This is a genomic window from Streptomyces sp. NPDC002888, assembly GCF_042888465.1.
In the GTDB taxonomy this organism is placed as follows: Bacteria; Actinomycetota; Actinomycetes; order Streptomycetales; family Streptomycetaceae; genus Streptomyces.
The window spans coordinates 242,469-266,446 of the sequence record NZ_JBIAPU010000002.1 but is presented as its reverse complement, the minus strand read 5'-3'; the positions used below and the strand labels follow the sequence as shown (position 1 = coordinate 266,446).

Here is a 23,978-nt window from a genome sequence, read left to right as displayed (position 1 = left end):
GCTCGAATCCGAACGTGATCAGGACAATGTGCGGCTGCACCGCTTCGAACTGATCGCTCCAGCCGGGTTGTGACACGGCCGGGCATATGGATTCGGGCGATACGCGCTGCGTCACTCCGCTACGACGCTCCCCAGGTTCGTCCTCAACGGCCTGCTGAGACTCAATGAGTCCGTGAGGTCCGCCAGTCAGAGTCCCAAGTGGCATTCGGCCTTCTGCCGCCTGCTGTTTCGCGAGGTAATGAAGGGCTCGTACCCGACCAGGCTAAACCCGCATCTTTCACAGCGTCAACTTCACTAAGCGGAGGGCAACTTGGTTGCAATACCAACTTTCGCCCTCGTAGGCTGCATGGCGGTCCAGACCTTTAGCATCCGCAACGGCCAGGTGTAAACGTCCAGTTGCAGGAACGTCCGGCATGCCAGAGCGATGGGGTCGAATCGCCAAAGCACCCGGATGCAGGTTCTCGGTATCAGAAGCACACGAGCAACACCCAGAGGACCGGCCGCATCGGCCATTACGAGACTGAGGGTGACGGCCAAGTTACCGTTCAAGGGTCTGCCGTTGGCTCGAACGGTGGCGCGGCACATGACCCACCATGAGAAGACCGCCGCGTCCGACCAAGCGTCCATCACCCTCGCGCACGACAACCCTCCACCACTAGGCGGGCGCCAGGTCACCGAGAGCCTCGCGAAGGGCGGTGCCTACGACAGGTCCCGCCGCGGCCACCTGCCGAAGCTCTTCGCCCTTCATGTAGCGATAGCTCTGCGGTGGGTGGAAGGTGCCGGCAGCGCGCAGCGCGCTCAGCGTCACGGGCTCGTCGAAGGAGATGGGATCCTCCAACGTAAGGCCACTCGCCTGGGTCGCACCGGTCATGTAGGTGTCGTATTCGCGGCGGGTGATCCCCGTCTGGGCGCGGTGGGTCGACCAGACTTCCCTGGGCGAGGCGACGTGGACCGCCGCAATGCGTGCCATGCCCACCACGGCCATGGTGGGCGCGGTCGCGTAGAGCAGGATTGGGGTTCCAGGAGGCGCAGCGACACGTTGGCGGCGAACCTCCACCGTCTTGCTGCCAGCCAGGATCGCGGTGGCGAAGCGCGGGTGGACGGACAGCAGCATCGCGCGTTCCGGATCGTTCACGTCTCTCGGTGCCCCTCTTGATAGACCGCCTGGAACAGCTCGTTGCTGATCTTCGACAGCGAGATCAGCGAGTTCGACGACCAAGGTAGTCCCAGCTCCCTGGCCAGCAAGGCCAATCGTCGCAGCGTCACTGGCTCAGGGAAGATCTCGGTGTCCGAGAACCTCAGCGCCATGGCATGACCAGAGGCGTCAGCGGCTCCGTGCACCTCAGCCCGACCATATACGCCCAGGTGTTCGAATTTTGAGAAGAGGGCGTCGGGTGTGTCGATGACCACCTCGTCCAGCCTCGAACTGCCCACGACCATCTGGCTTTCCACGCCGGAAGGGCCTTCGCTGACGTACCAGAGGAGGCGCGCGGGAACGCTCTCGCCTCGGCGCCCCGAGGAGCGGTAGTAGACATGCTCCCTGCTGATGCCCAGGACATGGCTACGGGGCAGGAGCATTGCTGGGAAGTTGAACAGTTCGGTGGACCAACGCGGCTTGATCGGCACCAGGAAGGACTGGAGCCCGGAGTCGACGACCTTCGCAGGCCACCAGGCGCGTTCCACCACGGCGGCTACTTCGGCAGGCATCCCCTCCTGCAGGACGGCTGCCTCCACGGTCAGCTCGCGAGCGAGCCCGCCAGCCACGGCCTCCACCTCGGCTGCCGTACCGCAGACGTTCACTAGGAGAGCCACGAGCCTGCCGTCGTGCTCGAAGAAGCCGTCGTCCCCGGCGGCCGCTTTGGCGACCGCGGAGGGATGCGGATCTGTGATCCGTATGATCTCGGCGCCAAAGTCACGTCCAAGGCGCTTGAGGAGGAAGAGAAGTTGTCTGGCCAGGGTCTCTTCGAGCGGGTGCTCCGTAGTGCGGAGCATGGAGACAATCAGCGTCCGCCCATCCAGAGCCCACGCGTAGAGGGCGACGGGGCGACCCGCGCCATCCCGCAGCAGTTCACGGCGCCACACGATCGTGTCCTCGGTCAGGGAGCGCAAACGCGCGGCAAAAGCTGGCCCATCGTCTCCGCTGGACTGATGGAAGAAGGCGACTAGTTCAGCTTCCGCACCTGGGGACACCTCCATCGATCGGAAGTCCGTGCCCATCAAGTCCGCCGGGCGGTACACCTGGGCCTGCCGAAGCTCGTCCACGTGCAGCGTGACGGTGGCAGGCGATACGACACGGACCCGGGCAACTTCCCAGGCCACATCAGCTAGTTGAGACAGAAGAGGGTTTCGGGTGGCCAGCACTTGGAGGCCGGCGCACGAGGTCTCGGCCACGTACTGCACACAGCGACGGAGTGCGCCATCGACGGGCAAGTTCGGCAGCACCTCCGCGACCGCACTGAGCAGCTCAGTTGCGCGCTCGGCCGTGGCGACAGGATCGGGAGTCAGTTGGCGCAGTCCGTGCAGCGCCGCCCTCTGATGCTGGCGATCCGCAGTGTCGGCAATGTCACGGATCTGATGGACCAGTTGGGGTGTGTAGGCGAGTTCGACGAGGTCTGTCATCCAGCCCGCTTCGAGTGCGCGGGATTCTTCGGCGTCGGTTGTGTCGGTGAGCCCGCGTAGATCGGCGAACACCCCATGGTCGACAGTCACCACCAGCAGGGCGTCGCTCTCCACGTCCGTGAAGAGGTCAGGGTGCCCGAGATCCAGCCACCACCCGTCGAGGATCTCCCCGTCCCGGCCGCGCCCCCGTACCTCGCCGTGCGGGACAAATCCCAGACTCGTCCACATGTCGCTAAGGCCGTAGTCCCGTCGGCACTTGGCCTTGATACCGAGCCGTTGCGGATACTTCTCCCGGATCTCCGTCACCAGCCGCCGTGCGATGCCCCTGCCACGCTGCTCCTCTGCCACACACAGGTGGGCCAGGCGTATGTGCGCGCTCCTCTTCGGAAGCCCGAACAGCGCGTAACCAATGATCTCGTCCGCTTCAACTACGACGAGAAGTCCACCGTCTTCCGCTGCCTTGCGGTACGCGGGAGGCGTCAGGAGCCCCAACGTCTTGGTGTATCGATCGCCCAGCGCAATAGCCTGCTCGATCAGATCGTTCTGCGCAGGCAAGACCGACAGCAACTTGATCGCCACCACTCCCCCTCCAGAAGGGCTGGCCACGACCAGCCTCAACTCCCCTGTCAGCACGTACAGGGAAAGCTGATCTCAACGGAAGCCGTCGCTCAAGGGGGCACGAGGGGCGCACGGTGCTGCAGGTGCCGTACCAGCGCGACTTCTGGGGCACTGAACCCGGCCGAAGGGCCTGACCGACCGGTTTCTGTACGGCCACCGCGTCGTCATGCCTCTGCGGCTGGCCTTCCCTCGGCAGCCGCCTCGTGCAGTTGCTGCCGCACCACGGCGTTGATGCCCTGCGCCAACCTTCGCTGATGCTTCGCCGTCGAGTGCTGATAGATCAGCTGGGCGCGCTCGGAGGACTGGCCGGCGCGGACCATGAGGTCCTTCAACTTGGCGCCGGTGTCGGCTGCGAGGGTGTTGCCCGTGTGGCGGAGGTCGTAGAAGCGGAAGTTGTCCGGCATCCCGACCTTGGTACGGGCCCTGCGCCATTTCCGACCGAAGGTCGAGCGGCGGAAGGGGGCACCCTTCTCACCGACGAACAGGAGGCCGCCCACCTCCTTCTCCGCGAACCACTGCATGTGACGTCGCAGCTCCGGAAGCATGAAGTCCGGCAGGTAGACGGTGCGTTTGCCCGCCCGGGTCTTGGGATCGCCGGTGACACGCTTGCCGTTGGTCAGCTCCGGGGACGCCTGCGTGACGCGCAGCGAGCATGCGGCGAGATCGACACTGCGTCGGCGCAGTTCGGCCAGCTCCTCCGGGCGGAGGGAGGCGAAGGCGCCGAGCAGGACCATCAGGCGCCAACGCGGGCCCATGGCGTCGGCGAGGTCGAAGACCTGCTCGATGGTGGCGGTGGGACGTTCGTCGGCCTCCTCCTTGCCGGCGCCCTTGATGCGGCACGGGTTGCTGCGCAGGAGGTCGTCGTCGACCGCCGTCTGGAGGATGGCCTTCAGCAGGCGGTACGACTTGGCGACCGTGGTGGCGCCGGTCGCCTTCAGGCGCTCTGCGCGCCACGTGCGGACGGACGGCGGGGTGATCTCGTCCAGGTCCTTCCCGCCGAAGGTCGGCAGGATGTGAAGGCGCAGCAGCCCGTCGTAGCGGTCGAGCGTGGTGGGGGCCAGACCGCGCTCCTCCTTCCAACGGAGCGCGTACTTCTCGAAGTTGACCGCGCCCGCGTCTGGTGGACGTCGCCCGCAAGTGGCGCTCCTACCGCCGCAACCGCCTGGACCGGCACACCGATCCCACTCCGGTCGCCGATCCGGACAACCCCGCCGCCTGGCGCACCGAACTGCTCGGCACACGGCACGCCGTCGCCACCGGCAAGGCCGCGCCCTCCCCGCACCGACAGCTCACCGGGGGCCCGCACCGGGACATCGATGCCCGCCTTGCCACCGTCGGATCGTCCATCCCGCCGGCCGTCCGCGCGGCACTCGCCCCCTACCGGCCCGCGCGTGCCGCCCGCGAGGCTGCCGTCGCCGCCGGGCAGCCCGACGCTCTCAGCGTCCCGTGCCGGTGGTGCCACGCCGACAAGGGCGAGCCCTGTCGCAGCCGGCGCCTCGGGCTCGACGGCCACGCCCGGGGCAACGCACCCCGCACGAGGCCGCACCCCACCCGCGTGGACCTCGCCGTGGCGGAGCTAGCCCGGCAGGAAGCCGCGTGACCGGCGGCTGCCGTATCGGCGGCGGTGCCTGACCAACGGCCTCTCCGCCGCACCCGAATCCCACCTTCACCGCCCGTCGGCAGCACCAATGCCATGCCCGGACGGCTTCCTCGGAGACCTCACCTCATGCCCGCCTACGCCCACCCTGGAGATATCTGACTTGCCCTCCCCCACCCCGATAGCTCCGGTCGCCATCCCCAGCGCCGACAGCCATCGCTCCCGCATCGCCCGTCTCCGAGCTCGCTACCGCCGCCACGCAGACGTACGAGCTGGGAGTCATCGCCCGAACCGCAGTGCACGATTCACCCTCGTCGTCGGCCTGATGGCTGTGGTCCTCATGGCCTTCCGGGTCTCGTGGAACGCCTTGTCCGACGTCGCCCGCGCCATCGGCGCCGACCCCACCGCCGCCCTGTTCTACCCGATCGTGGTCGACGGGCTGATGGCCCTCGCGCTGATCGCCACGCTCGTGTTGCCCGATGCCGACCGTAAGTTCGCACTGCGGGTCCTGGCGACCTACACGATCGCCAGCCTCCTGCTGAACTACGTGCACGGCCTGGCCCCTGCCCTGCACACCACGCCGACCCGGTGGGGCCGACTGACCGACTGGGAGCCGGCGAACTGGGCCCTCGTACTCCTGGCGACCTCGCTCCCGGTCGGGTCGATCTACTTCGGGTCGGACCTCGTGGCGAAGGTGCTGCACCACAACCCCGAGTCGGCTGACCCTGCCGAAGCGGTTGGTCGGCAGGCCGACGAGCAGGCCGCACGGTCGGCCTCTGACCAGGCCCTATCGGTCCCCGAGCCGCCGACCGAGTCGGCCCCCGCAAAGGCCGCCAAGACGCCCGTGCCCAAGCCGACCGAGGCCGACCAGGCTGCCCACCCTGCCCGACCGCTCCGGTCGGCCGCCACGGTTGAGCCGAGCGGAGCCGCCTCACGCCGTGCGACCGGTCGGGTCCCCTCCACCACAAAGTCGACCGCCGACCGCACGCGCACCGACGCCGAAGTCCTCGACGAGGCCCGGCGCCTGACCGCCGACTGGAGCGACGACCGGCTGACCGCACAGCGCCTGCGCAACAAACTCAGGATCAGCCAGACCCGCGCCCGCGCCCTGCGCGACCAGCTGCAGACCGAGCGCACCGACCGGCCAGATCCCGCCGCCCACGACGGCTCCGAGACCGTGCCTCTCGACGGACGCGACGAAGCCGCCTCCGAGCGCCAGAGGCAACGCGGCACAGCCGCTGTCGGCACCACCTGAGCCCCGCAAACACACCGACCGCCCCGCCCTTCCAGCTCACCCCGTGCCCCCAGGCAGACAAGCCCGGGGGCACGGGGATTGCGCACAGCGAAGCACCCGGCAACAGCACTCACGGAGAACCGATCCATGCCCGACCCGAACTACGAACTCCCTACACCCGAAGGGCAGATGACCGCTGGCCTGAACAGCGCAGCAAGTTGTACCGGAAGCGATGCTTCCGGAGTTCCCGCCCCGGGGGTGGCGGGAACAGCCCGGCGCCAGGGGGCGCCGGGCAGTCAGGCTGCGACCGAGGGCGGACCGCAGCAGGGAGGAAGGAGGCAGGCCGAGTCCGTGTCGACCAGACGTCAGCGCGCTCGTCTGCCGAAGTCCCGCAAGCGACTGAAGCAGCCCAGCTGCCGTATGAACGACACCGAGTTCAAGCGATTCACCGACGCCGCCGCCCACTGCCAGATGTCCAACGCCGCCTTCCTCGCCTACGCCGCCGACAAGGCCGCCCGCGACCTGAACCGCACCGCTGCCGAGATCGCGACGGAACGGGACGTCATCAACGAGCTGTTCGCCGCCCGCCGGCACCTGGGCCGCATCCACGGCCTGTTCAACCAGGTCGCCAAGGCCCTCAACTCCGGCGCCGACGCACCCCACCTGGACGCGACGGCCGAGGCCGTCGGCAACGCCGCCCGCCGCATGGAGGACGCCGCCGATACCCTGCTCGCCCACCGCGACAATGGTGCCCCTGCGTGATCCCCAGCATCCACGACCGCGGCAGCGAGACGATCGGCCTGGTCCACTACCTCTACGGCCCCGGCACCGAAGAGGAGCACATCGACCCGCACCTGGTGGCCGCCTTCGACCCGCTCACCCCCGACCCCGGCCGCGACCCGAAGGCCACCTACGAACAGCTCCAGCGCCTGCTCGACCAGCCCGTCAACGCCCTGCCCGTCGGCAAGCGCCCCGAGAAGCACGTATGGCACCTGTCCGTACGGGCCGCCCCCGAGGACCCGATCCTGTCCGACGAGGACTGGGCAGCCATCGCCCGCCGCATGGTCGCCACCACCGGCATCGCCCCCGACGGCGACGAAACCGCCTGCCGGTGGGCGGCCGTCCGGCACGCCGACGACCACATCCACATCATCGCCACCCTCGTACGCGACGACGGCCGCCGACCCCGCCTGCACAACGAGGCCCGTCGCGCCCAGGCCGAGTGCCGCCGCATCGAAGTCGACTACGGACTGCGCCGCGTCCCGGCCGGGGACGGCACCGCCGCCAAGAGGCCGACCAGCGCCGAACGGCACAAGGCTGAACGCGAGGGCCGGGACCGCACCGCCCGCGAGGAGCTGCGCGAGACCGTGCGCCGCGCGGTGGCCGGCGCGAGCAGTGAGGAGGAGTTCCTCGACCGTCTCAAGGGTGCCGGGCTGCTCGTGCGCACCAAGGTGCTGCCCTCCGGCGACTTGCAGGGATACAAGGTCGCCCTGCCCGACGACCGCAACGGGGACAAGGAGCCCGTCTACTACGCCGGTTCCACCCTCGCCCCCGACCTGTGCCTGCCCCGCATCCGCAAGCGCTTCTCCGACGGCACCCCGAGCCAGGGCCCGGGCACCACGCCGTCCGCCCAGGCCCCGAGCGGGCCCGCGATGGCACGGCGCCGGACGGCCACCGCCGTGTGGCAGGCCGTGCTGGTCATCGATCACGGTGAGGACGCCCAGGTGGCCGCGCACATCGCCGCCGCCGGAGAGGTCCTGGACGCGCTCGCCAAGACCTCCGCCGCCCACACCCGCGCCGAACTGCGCGAGGCGGCCTTCGTGTTCGAGCGGGCCACCCGCTCCCACATCAAAGCCGAGCGCGGCCACGACCGTGCCCTGCGCCAGGCCGCCCGCGACCTCGTCCACAGCGGCCCTGCCCTCGGCCGCGGCGAAGACGGTGCGACCACCGCCATGGCGATCGACATGCTGTTCTTCCTCGCCACCGCCGCTGCCCACTGGCACGCCAAAAGGGAACACGCCCAGCAGGCAGCCGCAGCCCGCGAGGCCGCCGGACACCTGCGCACGGCCTACCGAGCCGCAGCCAGTGTCCCCATGAACGTGCTCTATCAGCGTGGCCGACGCCTGTCGCAGCCCCTGCGACACAAGCACGCCGCCCATCTGCGGGCGGCGGTACCCGAGTTGGCCGAGCAGATCCTGGCCGAGCCGGGCTGGCACGCCTTGGCGGTCACCCTCGCCGACACCGAAAGCGCCGGCCACGATCCCGCGGCGCTGTTGACGGAGGCTGCCGGACAAAGGGAGTTGGGCACCGCCGACTCGATCAGTGACGTGCTGGTGTGGCGGCTGCGCCGGATGGCCGATCTACCCGCCGACGCCACCACGATGTCCGACCACGCCCCCACTGCCGCCAGGCGAAGCGGGCGGGCAGTCTCGCCTGCCCCGAGCCGAGACGACCGGCCCCGCAAGATCCGCTGAGACGGCGCATACGCCGGTGCCCCTCTACCTAGGACAGGCAGAGGGGCACCGATGAGGCAGGCAGGCCCCAGGACTTGGCGCGTCAGCGGCGACGGATGGTCAGCCGGCCCTCGGAGCTCCTGGGCAACACCCGGCGGGGTACCGGGACCGGCGAGGCGAGCGAGGAGGCGAAAACAGCGACCAGGTCATGCGGGACGCTGGCACTGAAGCTGGCGCACCACAGGTACGGGACGCCAAGAACGGGCTCTGCCCACGCCTGCCAACCGAACAGATCAGGGCGTGGGTCGGCGTCCTGGATGAACGGGGGCACTGGTTCGAGGGAGACGCTGGAGGTGAGTCCGGGATCGATAGCAGTCGTACGAGGGCGATCCACGTCGCGGACCCAGCCTTGGGCGCTGAGCACGTTGATCACCGTCTCGGCTCCCTCGAAGGCGAGGTCGGGCGCCTCACGGGCGTCGATCGCCACGAGGAGATCGGCGAGTACCTCGTACGGAACACCGGTGGTGAAGTACGCGTTCCACGACGCCATCACGGCGTCGGCGTGCGGGCGGACACTCAACTGCCAAGCTATGGAAAGCCCGCCCAACCTGAACGGATAGGCCGCGAGGAGCCACTCCGCACCGCGCAGCCCGTCCGGACTCACGTAGAGCAGGGTGTCGCGGGCAGTGGGCCACATGCGCCAGCCAAGTTCGACCAGGGTGTCACCGATCCGCTCGGCGAGCACGCCGTCGTCACCGGCCAAGTGGCGCGGGGTAACCCAGTAGACCGGATCTGGCGAGTCGGGATGGGACGGTTCACCGGGATGGTGCGGGAGCAGGGGCGCCTCCATGGCCATGGGCTCGGAACGGCTCTCCGAGCAGGGTGTTGTACGTTGACATGCTCTGCCGCAGGACTCCAGTCCCTGCGGGATCTTCCGTGTCTGCCTCCGGCGAACTGGTGAATTGGGGCCTGCAGCAACCGGATCCGGCCATCCCTGAGGGCCGCACCGGGCGCACTGCTCGTGGCCCCGACCCAGGCCACGTAAGGTCAACTCCCATGTCCACCCGGCAAGTTTCGGCAAGTTCCTAGCTCCACGGCACACCCACGGGCAAGCTCTGGCACAGAGATCGTTACCGGCATCCGAGGAGGACATCATGGCCCTGCGCAAGCTCGGTAAGGACCCGGAGAGTCCCAGTGGCGGCTCCCCCACCATCTACCTCGACGAGGAGAAGGACAGCTACCTCGTGCAGGGGCTGAAGGTGGAGGACATCGAGCGCCTCGGGCAGATGGACATCCCCGGTCATGAGTCGGTGGTGGAGATCCCCCGGCGCATGGTGCAGTTCTTCCTGGAGGTGAAGAAGGTTGACGAGGACCCCGACGTTTGAGGAGCTGTTCCGCGACTGCCAGCGGACGGCTGTCCATCTGGAGACGCGCGACGCCTACATGAAGTCGGACCCGGCCTTCATCGACTGGAAGGCCGGCATCACGCTCGACCCGGCCGAGCGCTGGGGCGACTGGCACGCCATCGTCACGGAGGCCACCTCGCGAAGCGTCGAGGTCCGCCGGGCCCGCGTCGTCTCGACTCCCGTCAGCGAGTACATCCGCTTCGAGTACGACGTGACGGACGGACTCAACATCGCCGCCGGCGAGGACGTCCGCTGGCTCTCCCGGCGACACGCCACGGACCTCGCGCTCCCGGGCAACGACTTCTGGCTTTTCGACTCCAACCTCGTCCTCGTCAACCACTTCGACGGCGAAGGCGAGAACATGGAGGTGGAACTCACGGACGACCCAGCGGTCGCCAAGCTCTGCGAGTCGGCCTTCGAGGCCGTATGGACGCGGGCAACACCGCACGCAGAGTTCCAGCCGGTCTGACAGCCCGAACAGTACCTTCGCAGCGACATGACATCGCCATCTTCGAGCGTTCAGGAAGCACGCAGGGCTCTCGGCAAACGCCTGAGCGAAATCCGGCTCGAAGCCGGGCTCACCAAACGAGCGTTGGCCGGCAGCCTCGGCTGGCACGAGTCGAAGTGTTCGCGCTTCGAGAGCGGCACACGCCCGCCCTCGGAGCGCGACCTTCGTGCGTGGGCCGCTGCGTGCGGCGCGGAGAGCGCGGCCGAGGACCTCGTCTCGACGGCCCGCGGCATCGAGGGCATGTACGTCGAGTGGCGCCGGATGGAGCGCACCGGCCTGAAACAGGCCCAGGAGTCAGTCCTCCCCCTGTGGGAACGCACCCAGCGCTTCCGTATCTACTCCCCCTGGCTCATTCCCGGACCGGTGCAGACGGCCTCGTACATCACCGCACTGCTCACCTCAATTCGCGACCGCCGCGGCCTCATTGATGACGTGCCGACGGCCGTCAAGGTGCGCGTGGAGAAGCAGCAGATCGTGTACGGCAACCACACGTTCGCGATCCTCCTGGAAGAAGGAGCGCTCCGAAAGCGCATAGGCGGGACGGAAGTGATGGCCGGCCAACTCGGCTATCTGCTCAGCGTTATGGCGCTGCCGTCGGTGAGCATCGGCATCATTCCTGAGGACGCCGACCGTTCCAGCCTCTGGCCGGTCGAAGGCTTCTTCCTGTACGACGACCACACGGTCCACGTCGAACTCGTCTCGGCCCATCTCGCCGTCACGCAGAAGCACGAACTTGCCATGTATGCCCAGACGTTCACGGATCTGGCCGAGCTTGCCGTCTACGGCTCGGCGGCGCGCGAAATCATCACGGCGGCCATCGAATCCCTGGGGTGAATGCCGGGCAAGTTCCGGCACATTCATAGAACCCCTCCCGTCGCCCTTCTTAGCGTTACTGGCACGGCCGGAAACGCGCATTGAAGGGGCGAGACGGTGATCACTGTGGCAAGTAGTGGCAAGGCATCGAGAGCAACCGACAGCGCGGGAACCGAAGTTCTCCCCGTCGACGTCGAGACGATTTCGGAAAGCACCGAGGCAGCCCTCTCCATGCAGATGGCCACCTCCACCCGCAAGGACATGGACACCGCCCTGCCGGAGATCGTCGGACACCTCAACCTTCTGCTCGGTGAGGATCTGGGGGCGGACGAGGACGAGGACGTACGGGAGTTGTTCCATACGGGGTACCGGCTCCTCGACTTGCAGAACCGCCCGACCGCGGAGACACCGTCGTTCGGCGCCTTCATCTACCTCCGAGATGCCGCCGACGTCACGCGAAGGCTCCTGTGGATCTACACACAACGTCATGGGCTTGGTGCACCGTGAGTGTCACAACCGACAAGATCGTGAGAGAGCTTTCCCACTACGTCCATGAGCACCCCGCCGAGACGATGTCACTCATGCCCGTGTACGACGCTGCACGTGATCACGCACAGCGCGGAGCCTGCCTCCACAACATGCGCTGTCCCCTGGTGATGACCGGAGCGGTCGTTGTGGACGAGCACCATCGTGTGCTGTCCCTGCGGCACGGAGGTGGTTTCGCTCTCGCCGAGGCCCAACCTGAGCCCCAGGACGACTCGCTCAGCGGCGCGGCCTTGCGACTCCTGGCCGAAGAGGTCGGCATCCGCGACGTGTGGACGGAGCCCGGCAGCGAGGGCCCTTTCCTCCTCGACGTGTCCAAGGCCAGGCCCGAGTACGGCCCCCGCATCAGGGTCGGCTTCAGGTATCTCTTCCGGGCCCACTCGGGAGCTGTCCTCCCCACGATGATCGAGACCGGCACAGCCGCTTGGGTGCCCGTGGCCGATATCGGCATTGCGTCGGTCCGCGACCGCCTGCGCGGTCATATGGTCGGCGCCGCATGAGTCCTCGCAACCAGCAACTCGCCTACGTGGCAAGTCGCTTGGCGCTCGGCGGTTCGATCCTCCTGGCCATCTGGAGGGGCTGAATGTACGAGCGCCGCACCACCGAACCAACTCCTGTGCCTCCTCCTCTCGGCACCATCCCCGGTTACAGGCAGCCAAGCGATGTCCACGTAGGCGATTTCGTGTTCCTCGACGGGTTGTACCTGCGGGTCCGCGACATGAGGTCCGCCGGCACCGCGGGGCGCCGCGTTCTGATCTTCGACAGGCACTCCCCGTGGGTCATGAAGGAGTCGGCGACCACATACCGGCCCGTCGAACTCCTCTGATCCCGGCCCCCATTCAGCCACCACGAGAACTGCCACCTCACGCCAGCGAGGAGCTTCGCCATGCGCTTCCGCAAGATCCACGGAGCGGGGAACGACTTCGTCCTGTTGTCCGACCCCGCGCCGGACAGCGAGAAGGACTGGCCAAAGGAGGCCGAGCGCCTCTGTGCCAGGCGAACCGGCGTAGGCGCGGACGGCCTTGTCATCAGCAGCCTGATCAGCATCAGTCCGGTCGTCCTCGAAGTCGGCTGCTTCAACGCCGACGGCTCGATCGCGACGATGTGCGGCAACGCTCTGCGGTGTACCGCCTGGGCCGCGCACCACGACCACGGCTTCCGCGAGATGAGTCTCCGTATGGCGGGGGTGATGCACGAGGCGATCGTGAGCGACGACTCCGTGTGGGTCACCGCCGAAGTCGGCGCGGTCCATCCCCGACGAGTTCAGACCGTCATCAACGGCAAGCCCACTTGGTTCGACAGCGCCCACACCGGCACCGAACACGTCGTCGCCGTCGTAGACGACGTGGATGCCATCGACGCAGTACTCGTCGGACGCCTCATCCGCCACCACGCCGACCTGGCCCCGCTGGGGACGAACGTCAACTTCGTACAGGCCGCCGGCCGCCAGGCGCTGAAGATCCGTACCTACGAGCGCGGCGTCGAGGCGGAAACCCTGTCGTGCGGAAGCGGTGCCGTCGCGGCCGTCGTCATCGCCACCCTGCGCGGCCTCGTGTCGCCGCGCGCCGTCACCGTCCACAACCGCGCCGGGGAACCGCTCACCGTCCGGCCACATCCCGACCGACCGAAGCGAACGCACTGGGTCGGCGGGCCGGTCACCCACACCTTCGAAGGGGTCCTCGCATGACTCAGTTCCTCACTTCCAGCTCTGACCTCGCAGTGCGCGAGGCCGCCCAGAACCTTCGCGACTGGCAGCGCGACCGAGAGGGGCTCGGTGTCGCCCTCGTCTACGGGCCGGTGTCAGCCGAGGACCGGCTCTACCATTCGAAATGCCCCGTGGACCAGCGCTCCGTGACCGCCCTGTCCGAGGGCCTCGACGACATCGGCGCCCGCTGGAAAGTGCTCAACCCGTGCGAGCCGGACTTCATCACGGAGTTGGCCGGCTACGACGTCGCCCTCTCGAACCTTCACGGTCCGTACGGGGAAGACGGGAGGCTGCAGGGCCTGCTCGACTACCTGCGCGTGCCGTACTGCGGCAGCGGAGTCGCGGCATCCGCGGTGGCCGCCGACAAGATCCTGTGCAAGCGGGTGATGCTGAGCCTCGGCGTCCCCACGCCGGGGTGGTGGGTGTGGTCCGGCGGGCCTTTGCAATGGAACGGACGGGCCGCGATGGTCAAACCACCGTTCGGCGGCTCCAGCGTGGGCATGAGCCTGGTGCGCGAACAGGCAGAGCTTCCCCAGGCGTTGGCGGACGCGGCCGGCGAAGAAGGCGATGCCGTGCTGGTCGAGGACTATCTGACCGGCGTACCGCTGACCGTGGGGCTCCTCGAACTCCCTGAAGGCGCGGTCGTGGTGTTCCCTCCGCTGGCCACCGAGGCGACTGACGCGGAGTTCTACGACGCCGACACCAAGCTCGACGCGGACTCCAGGGGCGCCGTGGCCGTGCGGGCCGCCGAGTTGTCGCCGGAGGTGCTGGCCAAGGTCACCGAGTGCGCCACGACGCTGTGGGACGGACTCGGGTTGCGTGGTTCGGCGCGCGTCGACTTCATCCTCGCCGAGGACGACGAGCCGTACGTGCTGGAGGTCAACAGCACGCCAGGCATGTCCCGTGACAGCAACTTCGTGGTGGGCGCCGCGATGGTCGGACTCACACACACGGACGTCGTAGTGGCCATGCTGCACGAGGCGTTGGCCCGCCCGCCATACGATGTCCCCCTGCCCACTCCCGCGTTCTCCAGCACCACGCTGACCCGGGAGGCTGCCGTCTCACCGTAGGAGCCCGCCCGCTGTGTCGCGCGTCCACGATGTCCCTATGTGCCGACAGCTCATCGCCCCCGAGGAATGGGATCGGCACGGAGGCTGGGCCCTCGGGGACAGGGTGGACTGGTCCAACCGGGCATGCGGCCTGGCGTCTCTGAGGATGATCCTGCTCGCCTACGGGCGCGAGGCACCCACGGTCACGGAGCTACTGAAACTCGCGGTCAAGAACGAGGTTCTGACCCCGCGTGGGGCGCTCCACGCGGGGATCGCGAGCCTGGCCACCGACCTCGGCGTCCCCTCGGCCGCAGAGCCCGTGCCGGTCGAAGACCTACTCACCCGACTCGACGACGCACCCATCATCGCGTCCGTCACCGAGCAGCTCCCCGACGACGGACGTTCGGGAGGCCACCTCGTCATCCTCCGCGGCTACGAGGACGGCCCCGACCCGACGATCTTCATCCGAGACCCATCGGCCTGGGGCCAGACGCACGATCGAGTTCCCCTGAGCCGCCTGTCCCCTTCCTACGCCGGCCGCGCGATCACCTTCGCGCCCCTGAACGACGGAGAGTCCTGATGACCGAGGCAGACGGCGACACGACCGAGGCCGCAGGCGGCCGAAGGATCGCCGTACTCGGAGAAATGCTGGAGCTCGGCGACGAAGCCGTCGAAGCTCACCGCGCGGTCGGCCGCATGGCAGCCGAGAACGGCGTCGATCTCGTCGTAGCGGTCGGCGACACACTCGCCAAGCAACTCGCCCTCGCGGCGGGCGCGGCAGGCGTCCCGGACATCGCGATGGTCGGCGACAACGGCACCGCCGCCGCCTACCTGGCCTCCATCCTCCGCCCCGGCGACGTCGTTCTCGTGAAGGCGTCCCGCGGCGGACAGCTCTGGCAGATCGCCCAAGCACTCACGGGGCAGCCCATCACCGGCCTGTGAACAGCCGTCGGTCTGCTGGGTGGCCAGCGTTAGCCGCACGGGGCGTGCGTGACGCGAAGTCGGTTCTTGCGGATGTGGATGTAGCCCGCATCCAGGTCGCCGCCTGCCTGGTGAAGGCCGAGCGCCAGGGCGACGACAGAAACACTCGTGGGCTCACGAGCAGGCCCCTCAGGGGTTAGTTCGAATGTCGACGCCCACGCCTTGCGCCCATGCACTGATCATTTCGTGAGACCGGCGTCCCCAGGCCGGCAGGTTGATCTTGCCGTCGTGGGTGAGCTGTTCGGCCTCGACGACTCCGAAGTGCTGATAACAGTCGGCGAGCAGGCCGGCGGCGGCCTGCACCAGGAGGCTTGCGCCGTCGGCCGCACCGAGCAGGAGACCGGTTTGGCCGACGGCTAGTTGTTGGTCGGCGGAGCTGAAGACCATGTGTGCCGTGCTACCGCGATCGCTGGCCAGTCCGCAGGCCCGGCCGTTGGCGCCGACGCTCAAGGTCAGGCGGGCGGTCGCAGTACCGGAGGCGCCAGCGCGGGTCGCACTGTGCCGGGTCAGGTACTGCAGTATGGCCAGGACGTTCATCACCACATGGTCGCTGTGCCAGCTTTGAGCGGGGTTGTGGAGTGCTTCATCGCTGCTATCGAAGGCTCCTACGAGTGGCCCTTCGGTAGCCCAAGCCGCTGAGCCGTCGGCGTGGAAGTGCGCCACGTGGCGGGAGCGGGACTCGCCGGTCGAGGCGGTGAAGCGGCGCGGCCCCACGCCGAAGGACAAGAACACGTCCCGGCCGTAGAAGGGCATCTCGGCCTGGGCCAGTTCACGGCGGAAGGCATGGAAGGTGGCGCTGTCGATGGGGAACGCGCCGGGAAGGTCGGGGACGAGGGTTAGAGCGATCCTGGGGCCAGGCCGTGAACGGGCATCGGTTGTGATGGCCTCGTGGTTGGCCATCAGGATCCCGTGGCGGCCGGCGGCCAGGCTGGTGGCGGCAGCGATGGCACGTTTGACCTGCGTGAGATTCATGTATGCGGTGTTGTTGTCGTTGCGGTACGGAAAACGCAGGGTGTGATCACGGGCATCCTTGAAGCCCATGACGGCGTGCGGGCCTCTGGCACTGGGCGGCACCGATATGACCACCAGTCCGCGCGGCGACGGCGCAGATGGATCTTCGGGAATGAAATGGATGTCACACTCCACTAGCGGGTCCAAGCGCCATACCAGCGCTTCGCGGTAGTTCTTGCGGAGCTGATCAGTCAGCGGCTCAGGGTTGGCACCGACAGGGACCGAGGTAGCGCGGTCCTCCTCCAAGCCGAGGATCAGCGTGCCTCCGGATGCGTTGGCCAAGGCCGCGACATCCTTGGCCAGTTCAGCCTGCCACTCCGGCTTCTTCTCGTACTGCTTGCCCTTGTAGTCCACGTCTGTGCTCTCCGCGGCGCTAGGGTTCCTGACCAGGGTCAAGTACTGCGCGTAGGTGGCGACGCCTGGAGCCGCACCGAGCAGAGTCCGCAAACGTGCATCAAACATCCCCAGACAGTAACTCCCAAAGCGACCGGAGTACCTGGGAATTGGCAGAGCCAACCGCGTCGCCTTCACTGCAGCAGCAGCCCAGCCTCGCTTAGCTGCTGCGGCGAATCGCGGTCGTAACGCTTCCGCGGCCAGCCTCCCTGATCGCTGGCGGTTGTCGAAGGTGAGCCCCCGGCCCGCGGCTTAAGCCTTGGACCTCTTCGCCGCTGCACGAGCCGAGTTCGCGTTGGCAGTCGCGTTAAGCCGAGCTAGATGCGCGCGCTGGGAGACTTCGCCGCCGAAAGAGGACCAGCCGTACAGAGACGCAAGCAGTTCGGCTGTGACAGCTGCCCCTGCTGTCAAGCCAGCCATGCCCCGGGACATGGACGCAGGGGGTCTGGCCACCAACCGACCTCGGCTTTGTGCAGCCGTGATGGCACATTGTTCCGACCAGAGCTCGAAGACCTGAGCGAGACGAGCGAAGAAGGCGGCTGCCATGGCCAAGCAAACGTAGAAGCCGACGAGCCCCACGCCGACGCGTGCAGCGATGCCCGGAGTCGGATCATGGTCGGTCCACGGCCGGCCCGCGACCGCATAGACGACGGCCAGACCAGCCGAAGCCGCAATCCATGCAGACCCGACCATGGGCTCCAGGATGCCCTCGTAGTCGTTCTCCTCCTCGTCATCCTGCTCGGGCCGTCGTCTAGTTGGCTCCAGATCACCGGACGTCTTCTTCCCATAAGGCGGGAGAAAGACCTGCCAGAAGCCACCGTGGACGTCACCGCCTACAAACGTGCCCGAGCCGTGATTGTGCTGTTCCCGGTGCTCAGCGTCCGCCATCTGACGCCCCGCCATAGTTGAAGGTCATGCCACCGTGGACGTCGCCACCGATGAACGTTCCTGTTCCGGTGTTGTGCTGGTTCCAGACCTTCGAGACCGACGGGGTGGGCACCGCAAGTTCGTCCACCTCGCTCAGGGCTTCCCGGTGCTCGGCAAGGTATCGAGCGAAGAGCTGCGCCCAGACGGTCTCTGCGAGCGCCCGAGTCTCTGGAGCGGGCGAAGTGAGCTGCGCAGCAGTGTCATCCACTGCCTGAGTAGCCGCCCTCTGTTGCTCCGGAGTGGCCCGGCGAAAGAAGTGTGCGACCTTCAGCCGCATCTTCTCGGCGCCCGACGTGGCTATGGCCGCGACGAGCGTGCTGGCTGCGCCAGTGGCCACAGCCATTAAGTCGGCGTCGTACATGATCGAGATGTCTCCCCGTTCGTGGTGACTTGCCCCAGCAGAACCTACCGGGCACCACTGACACTCCGAGGGGACAATCTGCATACCCAGACTTCGACACAGCCACGCAGCCGGCCGGGCGACACCGGGTCTGCCGCACGATCGGGTGACATCTGAACTGGCTTCCCTTGTGGGGCGGGTGATCGTGGTAGCGGCGTGCTGTTGAGCGTTGTCCAGAAGGTCGACCGAACAGTTCAGCGGTTGACCAGGTAGAGAATGACGGCTGCGCCGATTCCGAGGCCCCAGAAGAACGCGATGGCTCGAGCCCGGTGATCGGGAAGGATCCTCGGTGGAGGTGGGGTCACCGTGGCCTCGATCCGCTGAGCCACGCCACTCAGCACGGTCCCTATCCCCTCGATCCGGCCAAGAGGCTTGTCCCTGCCCTGCAGTATGTCTACGTCTCTGACCAGTTGATCCAGGGAACTCAGGCTGCCTTCAAGTCGCACGACCAAACCGCTGAGGTCGTCGCGACTTGGCGAGCTGACGGCGCCCTCAAGGCGACAGACGATCCTGTTGAGCTCGTCGAGGTCAAGTTGCTTCAACGCCCTGTCGAGCGTCTCTGCGGCGTGGGACATCTGGCCTGCGACGTCCTCGTTGATGCTGTAGCTAGCACGCGTGAGCAACCCAGCGACATCCTCGTTGATGCGCCGCGAAGCCTGCCAGAGAGTGTGTGCGACGTCTTCGTTGATGCTGCGCGCCGCCAGCGCGAGCAAGCTCGCGACTTCAGGGGAGATCACCCCATCGTCCAGAGCCTCTTCAAGCAGTTGGACTAGGGCAGGGGAGTCTTTTGAAATCTTCCGGAGCAACGCTTTGGTCTTCGCATCGACCGCCTCGATGTGAATCTCGCCGTGGTTGTCACCACCGACAAAGGCACCGTCCCCATTGTTGTGCTGCTCGGTGATGTACTGCCGCGGCTCCGGATCAGCGTCCGTCACCGTTCCTCCTGCCCATCGACACGGATAGTGCCGTGGTTGTCGCCGCCGATGAAAGTGCCGCGCCCGTGGTTGTGCTGCGATCCGATGTGGACCGTCTTCGTACCGGAAGGCGCGGAAGAGCGCAGTTCCTCAATGTCCGCTTGAGCTTCGGGGTGTGCGGTGAGGAATGCAGTCAGCATGCTGCTCCACTGGGCAGTGACCTGGGCCTCGGTAGTCCGCCGCTGTGCCAGGGCCTCAGCGTGCTCTTCAAGCACACGCAACGCATTCGATTCTTCCAGCGCGGTCCCGCGCTGGAAGATCGTAGAGATCCGGGTTCGTAGGGCGTCGATCCGTCCTTGGAGCAGGTAGGCGAGAACGTTGCCAGCGGCGCCGGTGGAGATGGCTATGGCTGCTGCGTCAAGCATGTGGAAGACCCCCGAGATAGATACCGAGCATGGTGCTACGCGCGTTCGTGACGGACAGATGGTCTCTCGTAAGAGACTTCAAGCGTCGATGGTCTCCAGTAACCCATCACTGTTTCCTGATAGTTGACTGGAAAGCACAACCTGAACGGCGGAATCGGTACGGATGACAGGGCACATGAGCCTGGGAAACGGCGGCTACCAGTGAGAACTACCTAGATCCGTCCACAGCCGCTGCACAAGCGACAACACTCTCGACAGGCCGACGTAGGCACCGGCCCCAGCCACATATCTCGAAGCACGGCAACGCGGCGAGTGTCATCCTGAGACATGGCGACTGAGTACAGATCGTGGAGGCCGGACTGGCGCAGGCTGGACTGCCCTGGCGGATGCGGGGAGTTTGGTCAAGCGGGCCCGGCACTCCTGGGTCGAGATAGGCGGTACACGCTCGGGCAGTTGGTTGATTGGGACCCGCGTCGACGTGGGCCGCGCCTTCGCAGACCCTCTGCCTCCGCCGGTCGACCAGGACCTGTACATCCTGGGCGCGGCGCACAGATCCTGCCTCGCAACCGCTGTTGGACTCATCCGTGCCGGCAGAGCCCAACTCGCTGACACCTTGGCCGTGATGAGTATCGAATCGATCTTCGGTGACCGCGCACCCGAGAACTGGTTGCCTGCTCCACCCGGCTGTTGCCCTTTCTGCTTCGACCCACAGGGGCAGTCCACAGACGAGGACATCTATCCCAAGTGGCTCGTGCGCGAGATGAAGCGACACGGCATTCGGAGCACGGACCCGCAGCGGCGACGAATCAGCTGGCCGACGACACCGGTCTGCCAGCACTGCAACAACACGTGGATGTCGGCTCTTGAGAACGACGTCAAGGACATCCTCATCCCGATGTTCAACCAGGTGAGGTCACTCGACGAGCACGCCCAAGGTCGACTCGCCCTGTGGGCCGCCAAAATGGGCGTCCTTATGGACGCTGTGAGCAGCAACATCGTTCCGCACGGGGCCGGTCAGGGTTTGGAGATCCACCGCGCGCCGCATCATGGCATGCGGGTCTGGATCGCCGCCTACCACGCCCCGAACCCCCTGGCCATGGTGTCCCGCCCGATCTACATGCCTAGAGAGGATAGGAAAGACGAGTTGCTCGGCCTGTGCGTCACGTTCTCAGTCGTCAAGGTCGCGTTTCAGGTCCTCATTCCCTTCTTCGACGGGCATCTCGCCCCCCCTTGAAGACTTCCACGGCTCCGTTCTACAGATATGGCCCCCAACTCATCCCCTGCTGGACTGGCCGCCTCCGTTCCGGTTCGACCAGACCTCCATCTAGGCGCTTGCACTCAGAATCAACGACACCCACGAGGACGTGACGATGGAGGTGAACCTGAGCCCAGCAGAACGGGTGAGGCAGGCATCTTCGGAAGACTCGGGGTGAAACGTGTGCAGTCGCGATGCCCCTGCCCAGGCTGCCTGTCGGCCGAGCCATCCCAAGCCTTGAGGGGACCTCCCGCCCACATTCGACTGATCCATCACAACGCCGTGCCCATAGCGTGCCCTTAAGACCGGAGAACCACGGTCAACAGCGGTGCGACCGTGCACTCCCGGACGCCAGCTAAGAACACGTAGTCCCAGCTCAGAAGGCATACACCTCCCCAAGCGCCGTCGCTTCCCAAGCTGAGAGCGCGAGTTCGATTCTCGTCACCCGCTCCAGAGTGAAACCCCAGGTCAGCGGCCTGGGGTTTGTTTGTTGTCCAGCACTCCAGCCGTAGATCGTGATCTTCATTGACCTGCCGCAGCGAGGTTTGAGCACTCTCATCGAAGGTTGGGCAGAGCCATAGAACTTTGGGCGATCGACTCTTCAGCGCCCACGAAGTGGGTTGCCCGGTACGCAGGTTCGTCGCGATCCCAAGCCGCGAAACTGCGCCCTCATCATCTCGGAGGCTGACCTTGCTCCACCGCGGGGCGGGACAGGGCCAACCTCCGAGTTGATCCGCGTCGCCATGCCTCACGGCAGGGTGGATGCATGACGACGACAAGGCATCCCCACCTGGAAACCGAAGCGACGGGCCCCGCACAGCACAGCGTGCCCGCCTGGGCGGAGCGCGTCGCGCACGCCATCCCGCTCGTTGTGCTGCCCGTCGGCATCTGGCGGCTGCCCTTCGCCCTCGGGTACGGCATGGGCGGAGAGCCCCTGCCCCCTGCCTGGTACAACGCCCCTTACGTCTTCGGACTGACGACCCTCACCGAGATCCTCGCGCTGCTCAGCTTCGGATTGGTCCGCCGCTGGGGCGAGGTCGTTCCGCACTGGGTGCCGAGGCTGGGCGGGCGACGCATCCCACCGGCCGCCGCGATCATCCCCGCCTTAGGCGGCCTCGTCTTCACCGCGCTCGGCATCGACTGGCTGTACGAAGCCGCTACCGCCGGCACGGCGGCCTGGCCGTACGACGAGGGCTGGGATGTCCTCGCGATGGCGATGAGCGGGCTGTTGAACCTGTGGGGCCCGCTGCTTCTGGTTCTCACGTATGCGTACTACCGACGCCGCCGGACCTGATCAAAGTCTTCGGTGAGAACGCTCAACCTTCGCAGCGAAAGATCATTCATGTCTGATGTGCAGCTTGCCGACGGTAATGGCTGGCCTTGGCTCGGGCCTGGTGGCGGCGCCTCCAGTCGGACCAGCCGAGCCGGTGGGAGAGGTCGGTCAGTGGCCGGACGGTGACGGCGAGGAACAGGTGCTGGATCTCGTTGCAGGTCAGCGGGGCCAGGTCGTCCGGTCCGGTGCAACGCCTGCGTTCGTCTGCACGGACGACGGCGAGGAAGGCATGAGCGAGCATGGCGAGGGTGACCCAGCGGCTCCAGGACGGGTATCGGCGGACCTGGTGTTCATCGAGTCCGGCCAGTCCCTTCTCAGTTTCGGGCCGTCCCTGGGCCGTCCGAGGCCGCGCAACGACGACCAACGCTGACAACCGCCGACAGCCAAGTCGCAGGTCGCAGCGTTGATCGATTACACGACCGCAGGCCAGAGACCCGGCCTGGCACTTCTTCGGCTACTGACCGTCTTGCAGTCCCTCAAACACAGCCAAAGAGCCATCCCGCTCGAACCGCAGCACGCGGGGCCGGGGAGCTTCCTGGGCTGAGTCCGGCTCAGGATGAAGCTCTACGTAGCGCTGATGGTAAAGATCAACCGCTTCGCGGAGCTGGATTCCTTGTGCCTCACGAATCGCCTTCACTGCGAGGATGGTGCGCCCCTCCAGAATGTCGCGATCTACACTATCCGGCAGTTCTGCCACACGTCCTCCCGGTCCGGCATCGCAGTAGAGCAACTGCGGCTCCTGCGGTCAACTGAGTTGAGCAGTCGACCACGGAAGCGCTCGGCCGTGCCCGATGCATGCCCGAGAGGCAGGTTTCGCCGCCGTCCCCGCGCGAGGGGGCCGGCTGAAACGCCGCTCCCCCGAACGAGGGCAGGAGAGGCTTATGCCTCGCGAGCACCTCGTTGCGCGCCTGGCGGGGCTTCGCGGAGCCTCGCGTTCACCTCGGCGTCGATGCCCTGCGCCAACCTCCGCACAGAGGAAAGCAACCTACGGGCCAGACATCCTCACCAGCTCGGGGCCGGCGTTCATGACGCAGCTCGCGATGCCGGACGCCCGCTTCTTCGCCATGCCGGTCGACGGGGGGCCCGGACAGCACGTTCGTGCTGGACAGCGGCAGCGATTCCTGCGCCGTCCTCGCTCCCAAAGACAGCGGCTGGCACGTTCGCCAGGGCGGACCCCGCCGCCTCTGGGACGCGGCCGAGTCCGCTGTGGCCACCTGGGAGGAGTACGGGTCGCCGAGCACCGCCGCGTTCGGCGTGACGATCTCCCACGAGGCGCAGGTCGTCTGGCTCGGGAACCCGAACGGGCCCTCAGTGGCCGCTACCCTCCTGAGACACTCATCGCTGACGCGAGGAACGCCAGGATGGACGACGAACCGCTGAAGGACTGGGCGGAACGCCGTGACGCGAAGATCGGCCGTCTGCGCGCCGTGCCCGTGGTCTCCGGCGATGGCCCGCGGGCATCGCATCTGCAGCCGGATGCGCCCCGCGCCATCGAGCGAGGGAACGGACACGCGTGGGAGCCGCACGGCTTCGCCGCCAATCTGGCCGAGGCCAAGGCCGTCCTGTACCCGGAGGCCAGGGAGTCCTCGAACCCGCCTTATGGCCCGGTGCCGAAGCCACTCGGCTCCGGCACCGGCACCGGCACCGGCAAGCACCGTAAGCCTCCGGCACCCCAGGTCGGACAGTGGTGGTCGGGCGCGGTCGTGATCAGCGCCGCCGAGACTGAAGATCTTGTGGAGGCGAGGCGGCGGGGCGCTCTGCGGTAGGGCGGGCGTTGGCTGCCCGCGCTCGCGG

The 23,978-nt window shown here is 67.1% G+C and carries 26 protein-coding genes and 1 pseudogene; 16 read left to right on the top strand and 11 right to left on the bottom strand.

The features are described from left to right. Positions 1-655: 655 nt before the first annotated feature. The 3 genes from ACFYWX_RS04195 to ACFYWX_RS04185 form a co-directional block, all read right to left on the bottom strand. Positions 656-1,135 carry an ASCH domain-containing protein gene (locus tag ACFYWX_RS04195; RefSeq protein WP_389422399.1) on the bottom strand — a complete coding sequence of 160 codons (480 nt, stop codon included), beginning with the start codon at positions 1,133-1,135 and terminating at the stop codon, positions 656-658. Next, a complete protein-coding gene (locus tag ACFYWX_RS04190; RefSeq protein WP_389422398.1) occupies positions 1,132-3,198 on the bottom strand; it encodes a GNAT family N-acetyltransferase in 2,067 nt (688 codons plus the stop codon). The genes ACFYWX_RS04195 and ACFYWX_RS04190 overlap by 4 nt, the downstream gene beginning before the upstream one ends. A 203-nt stretch (positions 3,199-3,401) precedes the next feature. Continuing rightward, entirely contained in the window at positions 3,402-4,478 is a 1,077-nt protein-coding gene (locus ACFYWX_RS04185; RefSeq protein WP_389422397.1) for a tyrosine-type recombinase/integrase, read from the bottom strand. Positions 4,479-5,159: 681 nt separating this feature from the next. Between ACFYWX_RS04185 and ACFYWX_RS04180 the strand changes: the two genes are divergently transcribed. The 3 genes from ACFYWX_RS04180 to ACFYWX_RS04170 all read left to right on the top strand — a co-directional run bounded on the left by ACFYWX_RS04180 (position 5,160) and on the right by ACFYWX_RS04170 (position 8,542). Further along, positions 5,160-6,089, top strand: coding sequence for a DUF2637 domain-containing protein (locus ACFYWX_RS04180; RefSeq protein ID WP_389422396.1), 930 nt, complete (start codon positions 5,160-5,162; stop codon positions 6,087-6,089). A gap of 399 nt (positions 6,090-6,488) precedes the next feature. Next, a complete protein-coding gene (locus tag ACFYWX_RS04175) occupies positions 6,489-6,830 on the top strand; it encodes a plasmid mobilization relaxosome protein MobC (RefSeq protein ID WP_389422640.1) in 342 nt (113 codons plus the stop codon). After that, on the top strand, positions 6,827-8,542 hold the full coding sequence (locus tag ACFYWX_RS04170) for a relaxase/mobilization nuclease domain-containing protein (protein WP_389422395.1): 1,716 nt from the start codon (positions 6,827-6,829) through the stop codon (positions 8,540-8,542). The genes ACFYWX_RS04175 and ACFYWX_RS04170 overlap by 4 nt, the downstream gene beginning before the upstream one ends. Positions 8,543-8,624: 82 nt before the next feature. Here the strand turns inward: ACFYWX_RS04170 and ACFYWX_RS04165 are convergent, their stop codons facing one another. Next, positions 8,625-9,371: a DUF317 domain-containing protein gene (locus ACFYWX_RS04165; protein ID WP_389422394.1), complete on the bottom strand. Its 747-nt coding sequence runs from the start codon at positions 9,369-9,371 to the stop codon at positions 8,625-8,627. Between the two features lie 304 nt (positions 9,372-9,675). Here ACFYWX_RS04165 and ACFYWX_RS04160 point away from each other — a divergent pair, with 304 nt between their 5' ends. The 10 genes from ACFYWX_RS04160 to ACFYWX_RS04115 all read left to right on the top strand — a co-directional run bounded on the left by ACFYWX_RS04160 (position 9,676) and on the right by ACFYWX_RS04115 (position 15,487). Next, complete coding sequence (locus tag ACFYWX_RS04160; protein ID WP_067022411.1) at positions 9,676-9,906, top strand: hypothetical protein; 231 nt, start codon at positions 9,676-9,678, stop codon at positions 9,904-9,906. Continuing rightward, positions 9,884-10,396 (top strand): DUF6879 family protein, encoded by a 513-nt coding sequence (locus tag ACFYWX_RS04155; protein ID WP_389422393.1) that lies wholly within the window; start codon positions 9,884-9,886, stop codon positions 10,394-10,396. The genes ACFYWX_RS04160 and ACFYWX_RS04155 overlap by 23 nt, the downstream gene beginning before the upstream one ends. 27 nt (positions 10,397-10,423) lie before the next feature. Next, the gene (locus ACFYWX_RS04150) at positions 10,424-11,269 is read left to right on the top strand and encodes a helix-turn-helix domain-containing protein (protein ID WP_389422392.1); all 846 of its coding nucleotides are present in this window, start codon (positions 10,424-10,426) and stop codon (positions 11,267-11,269) included. Positions 11,270-11,479: 210 nt separating this feature from the next. Next, a complete protein-coding gene (locus ACFYWX_RS04145) occupies positions 11,480-11,755 on the top strand; it encodes a hypothetical protein (RefSeq protein ID WP_389422391.1) in 276 nt (91 codons plus the stop codon). A 74-nt stretch (positions 11,756-11,829) separates the two neighbouring features. Beyond that, entirely contained in the window at positions 11,830-12,291 is a 462-nt protein-coding gene (locus tag ACFYWX_RS04140; RefSeq protein WP_389422390.1) for an NUDIX domain-containing protein, read from the top strand. An 83-nt stretch (positions 12,292-12,374) separates the two neighbouring features. Further along, positions 12,375-12,617, top strand: coding sequence for a hypothetical protein (locus tag ACFYWX_RS04135; RefSeq protein ID WP_389422389.1), 243 nt, complete (start codon positions 12,375-12,377; stop codon positions 12,615-12,617). A gap of 60 nt (positions 12,618-12,677) precedes the next feature. Further along, positions 12,678-13,478 carry a diaminopimelate epimerase gene (gene dapF / locus ACFYWX_RS04130; protein ID WP_389422388.1) on the top strand — a complete coding sequence of 267 codons (801 nt, stop codon included), beginning with the start codon at positions 12,678-12,680 and terminating at the stop codon, positions 13,476-13,478. After that, the gene (locus ACFYWX_RS04125; RefSeq protein ID WP_389422387.1) at positions 13,475-14,566 is read left to right on the top strand and encodes an ATP-grasp domain-containing protein; all 1,092 of its coding nucleotides are present in this window, start codon (positions 13,475-13,477) and stop codon (positions 14,564-14,566) included. Before dapF ends, ACFYWX_RS04125 begins: the two co-directional genes overlap by 4 nt. 37 nt (positions 14,567-14,603) lie before the next feature. Continuing rightward, positions 14,604-15,125, top strand: a complete 522-nt coding sequence (locus tag ACFYWX_RS04120; RefSeq protein WP_389422386.1) for a C39 family peptidase — start codon at positions 14,604-14,606, stop codon at positions 15,123-15,125. Next, positions 15,125-15,487 (top strand): glutamate ligase domain-containing protein, encoded by a 363-nt coding sequence (locus ACFYWX_RS04115; protein ID WP_389422385.1) that lies wholly within the window; start codon positions 15,125-15,127, stop codon positions 15,485-15,487. The genes ACFYWX_RS04120 and ACFYWX_RS04115 overlap by 1 nt, the downstream gene beginning before the upstream one ends. 168 nt (positions 15,488-15,655) lie before the next feature. On the opposite strand, the gene ACFYWX_RS04110 is transcribed toward ACFYWX_RS04115, so the two are convergent. From ACFYWX_RS04110 to ACFYWX_RS04090, 5 genes are all read right to left on the bottom strand, one after another. Beyond that, positions 15,656-16,891, bottom strand: coding sequence for a helix-turn-helix domain-containing protein (locus ACFYWX_RS04110; protein WP_389422384.1), 1,236 nt, complete (start codon positions 16,889-16,891; stop codon positions 15,656-15,658). 291 nt (positions 16,892-17,182) lie between these two features. After that, positions 17,183-17,818 carry a hypothetical protein gene (locus tag ACFYWX_RS04105; RefSeq protein WP_389422383.1) on the bottom strand — a complete coding sequence of 212 codons (636 nt, stop codon included), beginning with the start codon at positions 17,816-17,818 and terminating at the stop codon, positions 17,183-17,185. After that, positions 17,805-18,218 (bottom strand): hypothetical protein, encoded by a 414-nt coding sequence (locus tag ACFYWX_RS04100; protein WP_389422382.1) that lies wholly within the window; start codon positions 18,216-18,218, stop codon positions 17,805-17,807. Before ACFYWX_RS04100 ends, ACFYWX_RS04105 begins: the two co-directional genes overlap by 14 nt. Positions 18,219-18,451: 233 nt before the next feature. Continuing rightward, positions 18,452-19,192 carry a hypothetical protein gene (locus tag ACFYWX_RS04095; protein ID WP_389422381.1) on the bottom strand — a complete coding sequence of 247 codons (741 nt, stop codon included), beginning with the start codon at positions 19,190-19,192 and terminating at the stop codon, positions 18,452-18,454. Further along, positions 19,189-19,596: a hypothetical protein gene (locus ACFYWX_RS04090; RefSeq protein ID WP_389422380.1), complete on the bottom strand. Its 408-nt coding sequence runs from the start codon at positions 19,594-19,596 to the stop codon at positions 19,189-19,191. The genes ACFYWX_RS04095 and ACFYWX_RS04090 overlap by 4 nt, the downstream gene beginning before the upstream one ends. A 622-nt stretch (positions 19,597-20,218) precedes the next feature. Here ACFYWX_RS04090 and ACFYWX_RS04085 point away from each other — a divergent pair. Next, the gene (locus ACFYWX_RS04085; protein ID WP_389422379.1) at positions 20,219-20,830 is read left to right on the top strand and encodes a hypothetical protein; all 612 of its coding nucleotides are present in this window, start codon (positions 20,219-20,221) and stop codon (positions 20,828-20,830) included. Between the two features lie 787 nt (positions 20,831-21,617). Further along, complete coding sequence (locus tag ACFYWX_RS04080) at positions 21,618-22,145, top strand: hypothetical protein (RefSeq protein ID WP_389422378.1); 528 nt, start codon at positions 21,618-21,620, stop codon at positions 22,143-22,145. A 46-nt stretch (positions 22,146-22,191) separates the two neighbouring features. Here ACFYWX_RS04080 and ACFYWX_RS04075 read toward each other — a convergent pair. Continuing rightward, positions 22,192-22,557, bottom strand: a pseudogene (locus tag ACFYWX_RS04075) (IS701 family transposase); the annotation flags it as partial. Between the two features lie 81 nt (positions 22,558-22,638). Beyond that, positions 22,639-22,881 carry a hypothetical protein gene (locus tag ACFYWX_RS04070; protein WP_389422377.1) on the bottom strand — a complete coding sequence of 81 codons (243 nt, stop codon included), beginning with the start codon at positions 22,879-22,881 and terminating at the stop codon, positions 22,639-22,641. 664 nt (positions 22,882-23,545) lie between these two features. Here ACFYWX_RS04070 and ACFYWX_RS04065 point away from each other — a divergent pair. After that, positions 23,546-23,950, top strand: a complete 405-nt coding sequence (locus ACFYWX_RS04065; protein ID WP_389422376.1) for a DUF6087 family protein — start codon at positions 23,546-23,548, stop codon at positions 23,948-23,950. Positions 23,951-23,978 lie beyond the last annotated feature (28 nt).

Bases quoted from the DNA above. Each gene is read 5' to 3' on its own strand.
- ACFYWX_RS04180 (WP_389422396.1), top strand. From the start codon at position 5,160: ATGGCTGTGGTCCTCATGGCCTTCCGGGTCTCGTGGAACGCCTTGTCC.
- ACFYWX_RS04175 (WP_389422640.1), top strand. From the start codon at position 6,489: ATGAACGACACCGAGTTCAAGCGATTCACCGACGCCGCCGCCCACTGC.
- ACFYWX_RS04165 (WP_389422394.1), bottom strand. From the start codon at position 9,371: ATGGAGGCGCCCCTGCTCCCGCACCATCCCGGTGAACCGTCCCATCCC.
- ACFYWX_RS04160 (WP_067022411.1), top strand. From the start codon at position 9,676: ATGGCCCTGCGCAAGCTCGGTAAGGACCCGGAGAGTCCCAGTGGCGGC.
- ACFYWX_RS04150 (WP_389422392.1), top strand. From the start codon at position 10,424: ATGACATCGCCATCTTCGAGCGTTCAGGAAGCACGCAGGGCTCTCGGC.
- ACFYWX_RS04145 (WP_389422391.1), top strand. From the start codon at position 11,480: ATGCAGATGGCCACCTCCACCCGCAAGGACATGGACACCGCCCTGCCG.
- ACFYWX_RS04140 (WP_389422390.1), top strand. From the start codon at position 11,830: ATGCCCGTGTACGACGCTGCACGTGATCACGCACAGCGCGGAGCCTGC.
- ACFYWX_RS04135 (WP_389422389.1), top strand. From the start codon at position 12,375: ATGTACGAGCGCCGCACCACCGAACCAACTCCTGTGCCTCCTCCTCTC.
- dapF (WP_389422388.1), top strand. From the start codon at position 12,678: ATGCGCTTCCGCAAGATCCACGGAGCGGGGAACGACTTCGTCCTGTTG.
- ACFYWX_RS04125 (WP_389422387.1), top strand. From the start codon at position 13,475: ATGACTCAGTTCCTCACTTCCAGCTCTGACCTCGCAGTGCGCGAGGCC.
- ACFYWX_RS04120 (WP_389422386.1), top strand. From the start codon at position 14,604: ATGTGCCGACAGCTCATCGCCCCCGAGGAATGGGATCGGCACGGAGGC.
- ACFYWX_RS04115 (WP_389422385.1), top strand. From the start codon at position 15,125: ATGACCGAGGCAGACGGCGACACGACCGAGGCCGCAGGCGGCCGAAGG.
- ACFYWX_RS04105 (WP_389422383.1), bottom strand. From the start codon at position 17,818: ATGGCGGACGCTGAGCACCGGGAACAGCACAATCACGGCTCGGGCACG.
- ACFYWX_RS04100 (WP_389422382.1), bottom strand. From the start codon at position 18,218: ATGTACGACGCCGACTTAATGGCTGTGGCCACTGGCGCAGCCAGCACG.
- ACFYWX_RS04090 (WP_389422380.1), bottom strand. From the start codon at position 19,596: ATGCTTGACGCAGCAGCCATAGCCATCTCCACCGGCGCCGCTGGCAAC.
- ACFYWX_RS04085 (WP_389422379.1), top strand. From the start codon at position 20,219: ATGAGTATCGAATCGATCTTCGGTGACCGCGCACCCGAGAACTGGTTG.
- ACFYWX_RS04080 (WP_389422378.1), top strand. From the start codon at position 21,618: ATGACGACGACAAGGCATCCCCACCTGGAAACCGAAGCGACGGGCCCC.
- ACFYWX_RS04065 (WP_389422376.1), top strand. From the start codon at position 23,546: ATGGACGACGAACCGCTGAAGGACTGGGCGGAACGCCGTGACGCGAAG.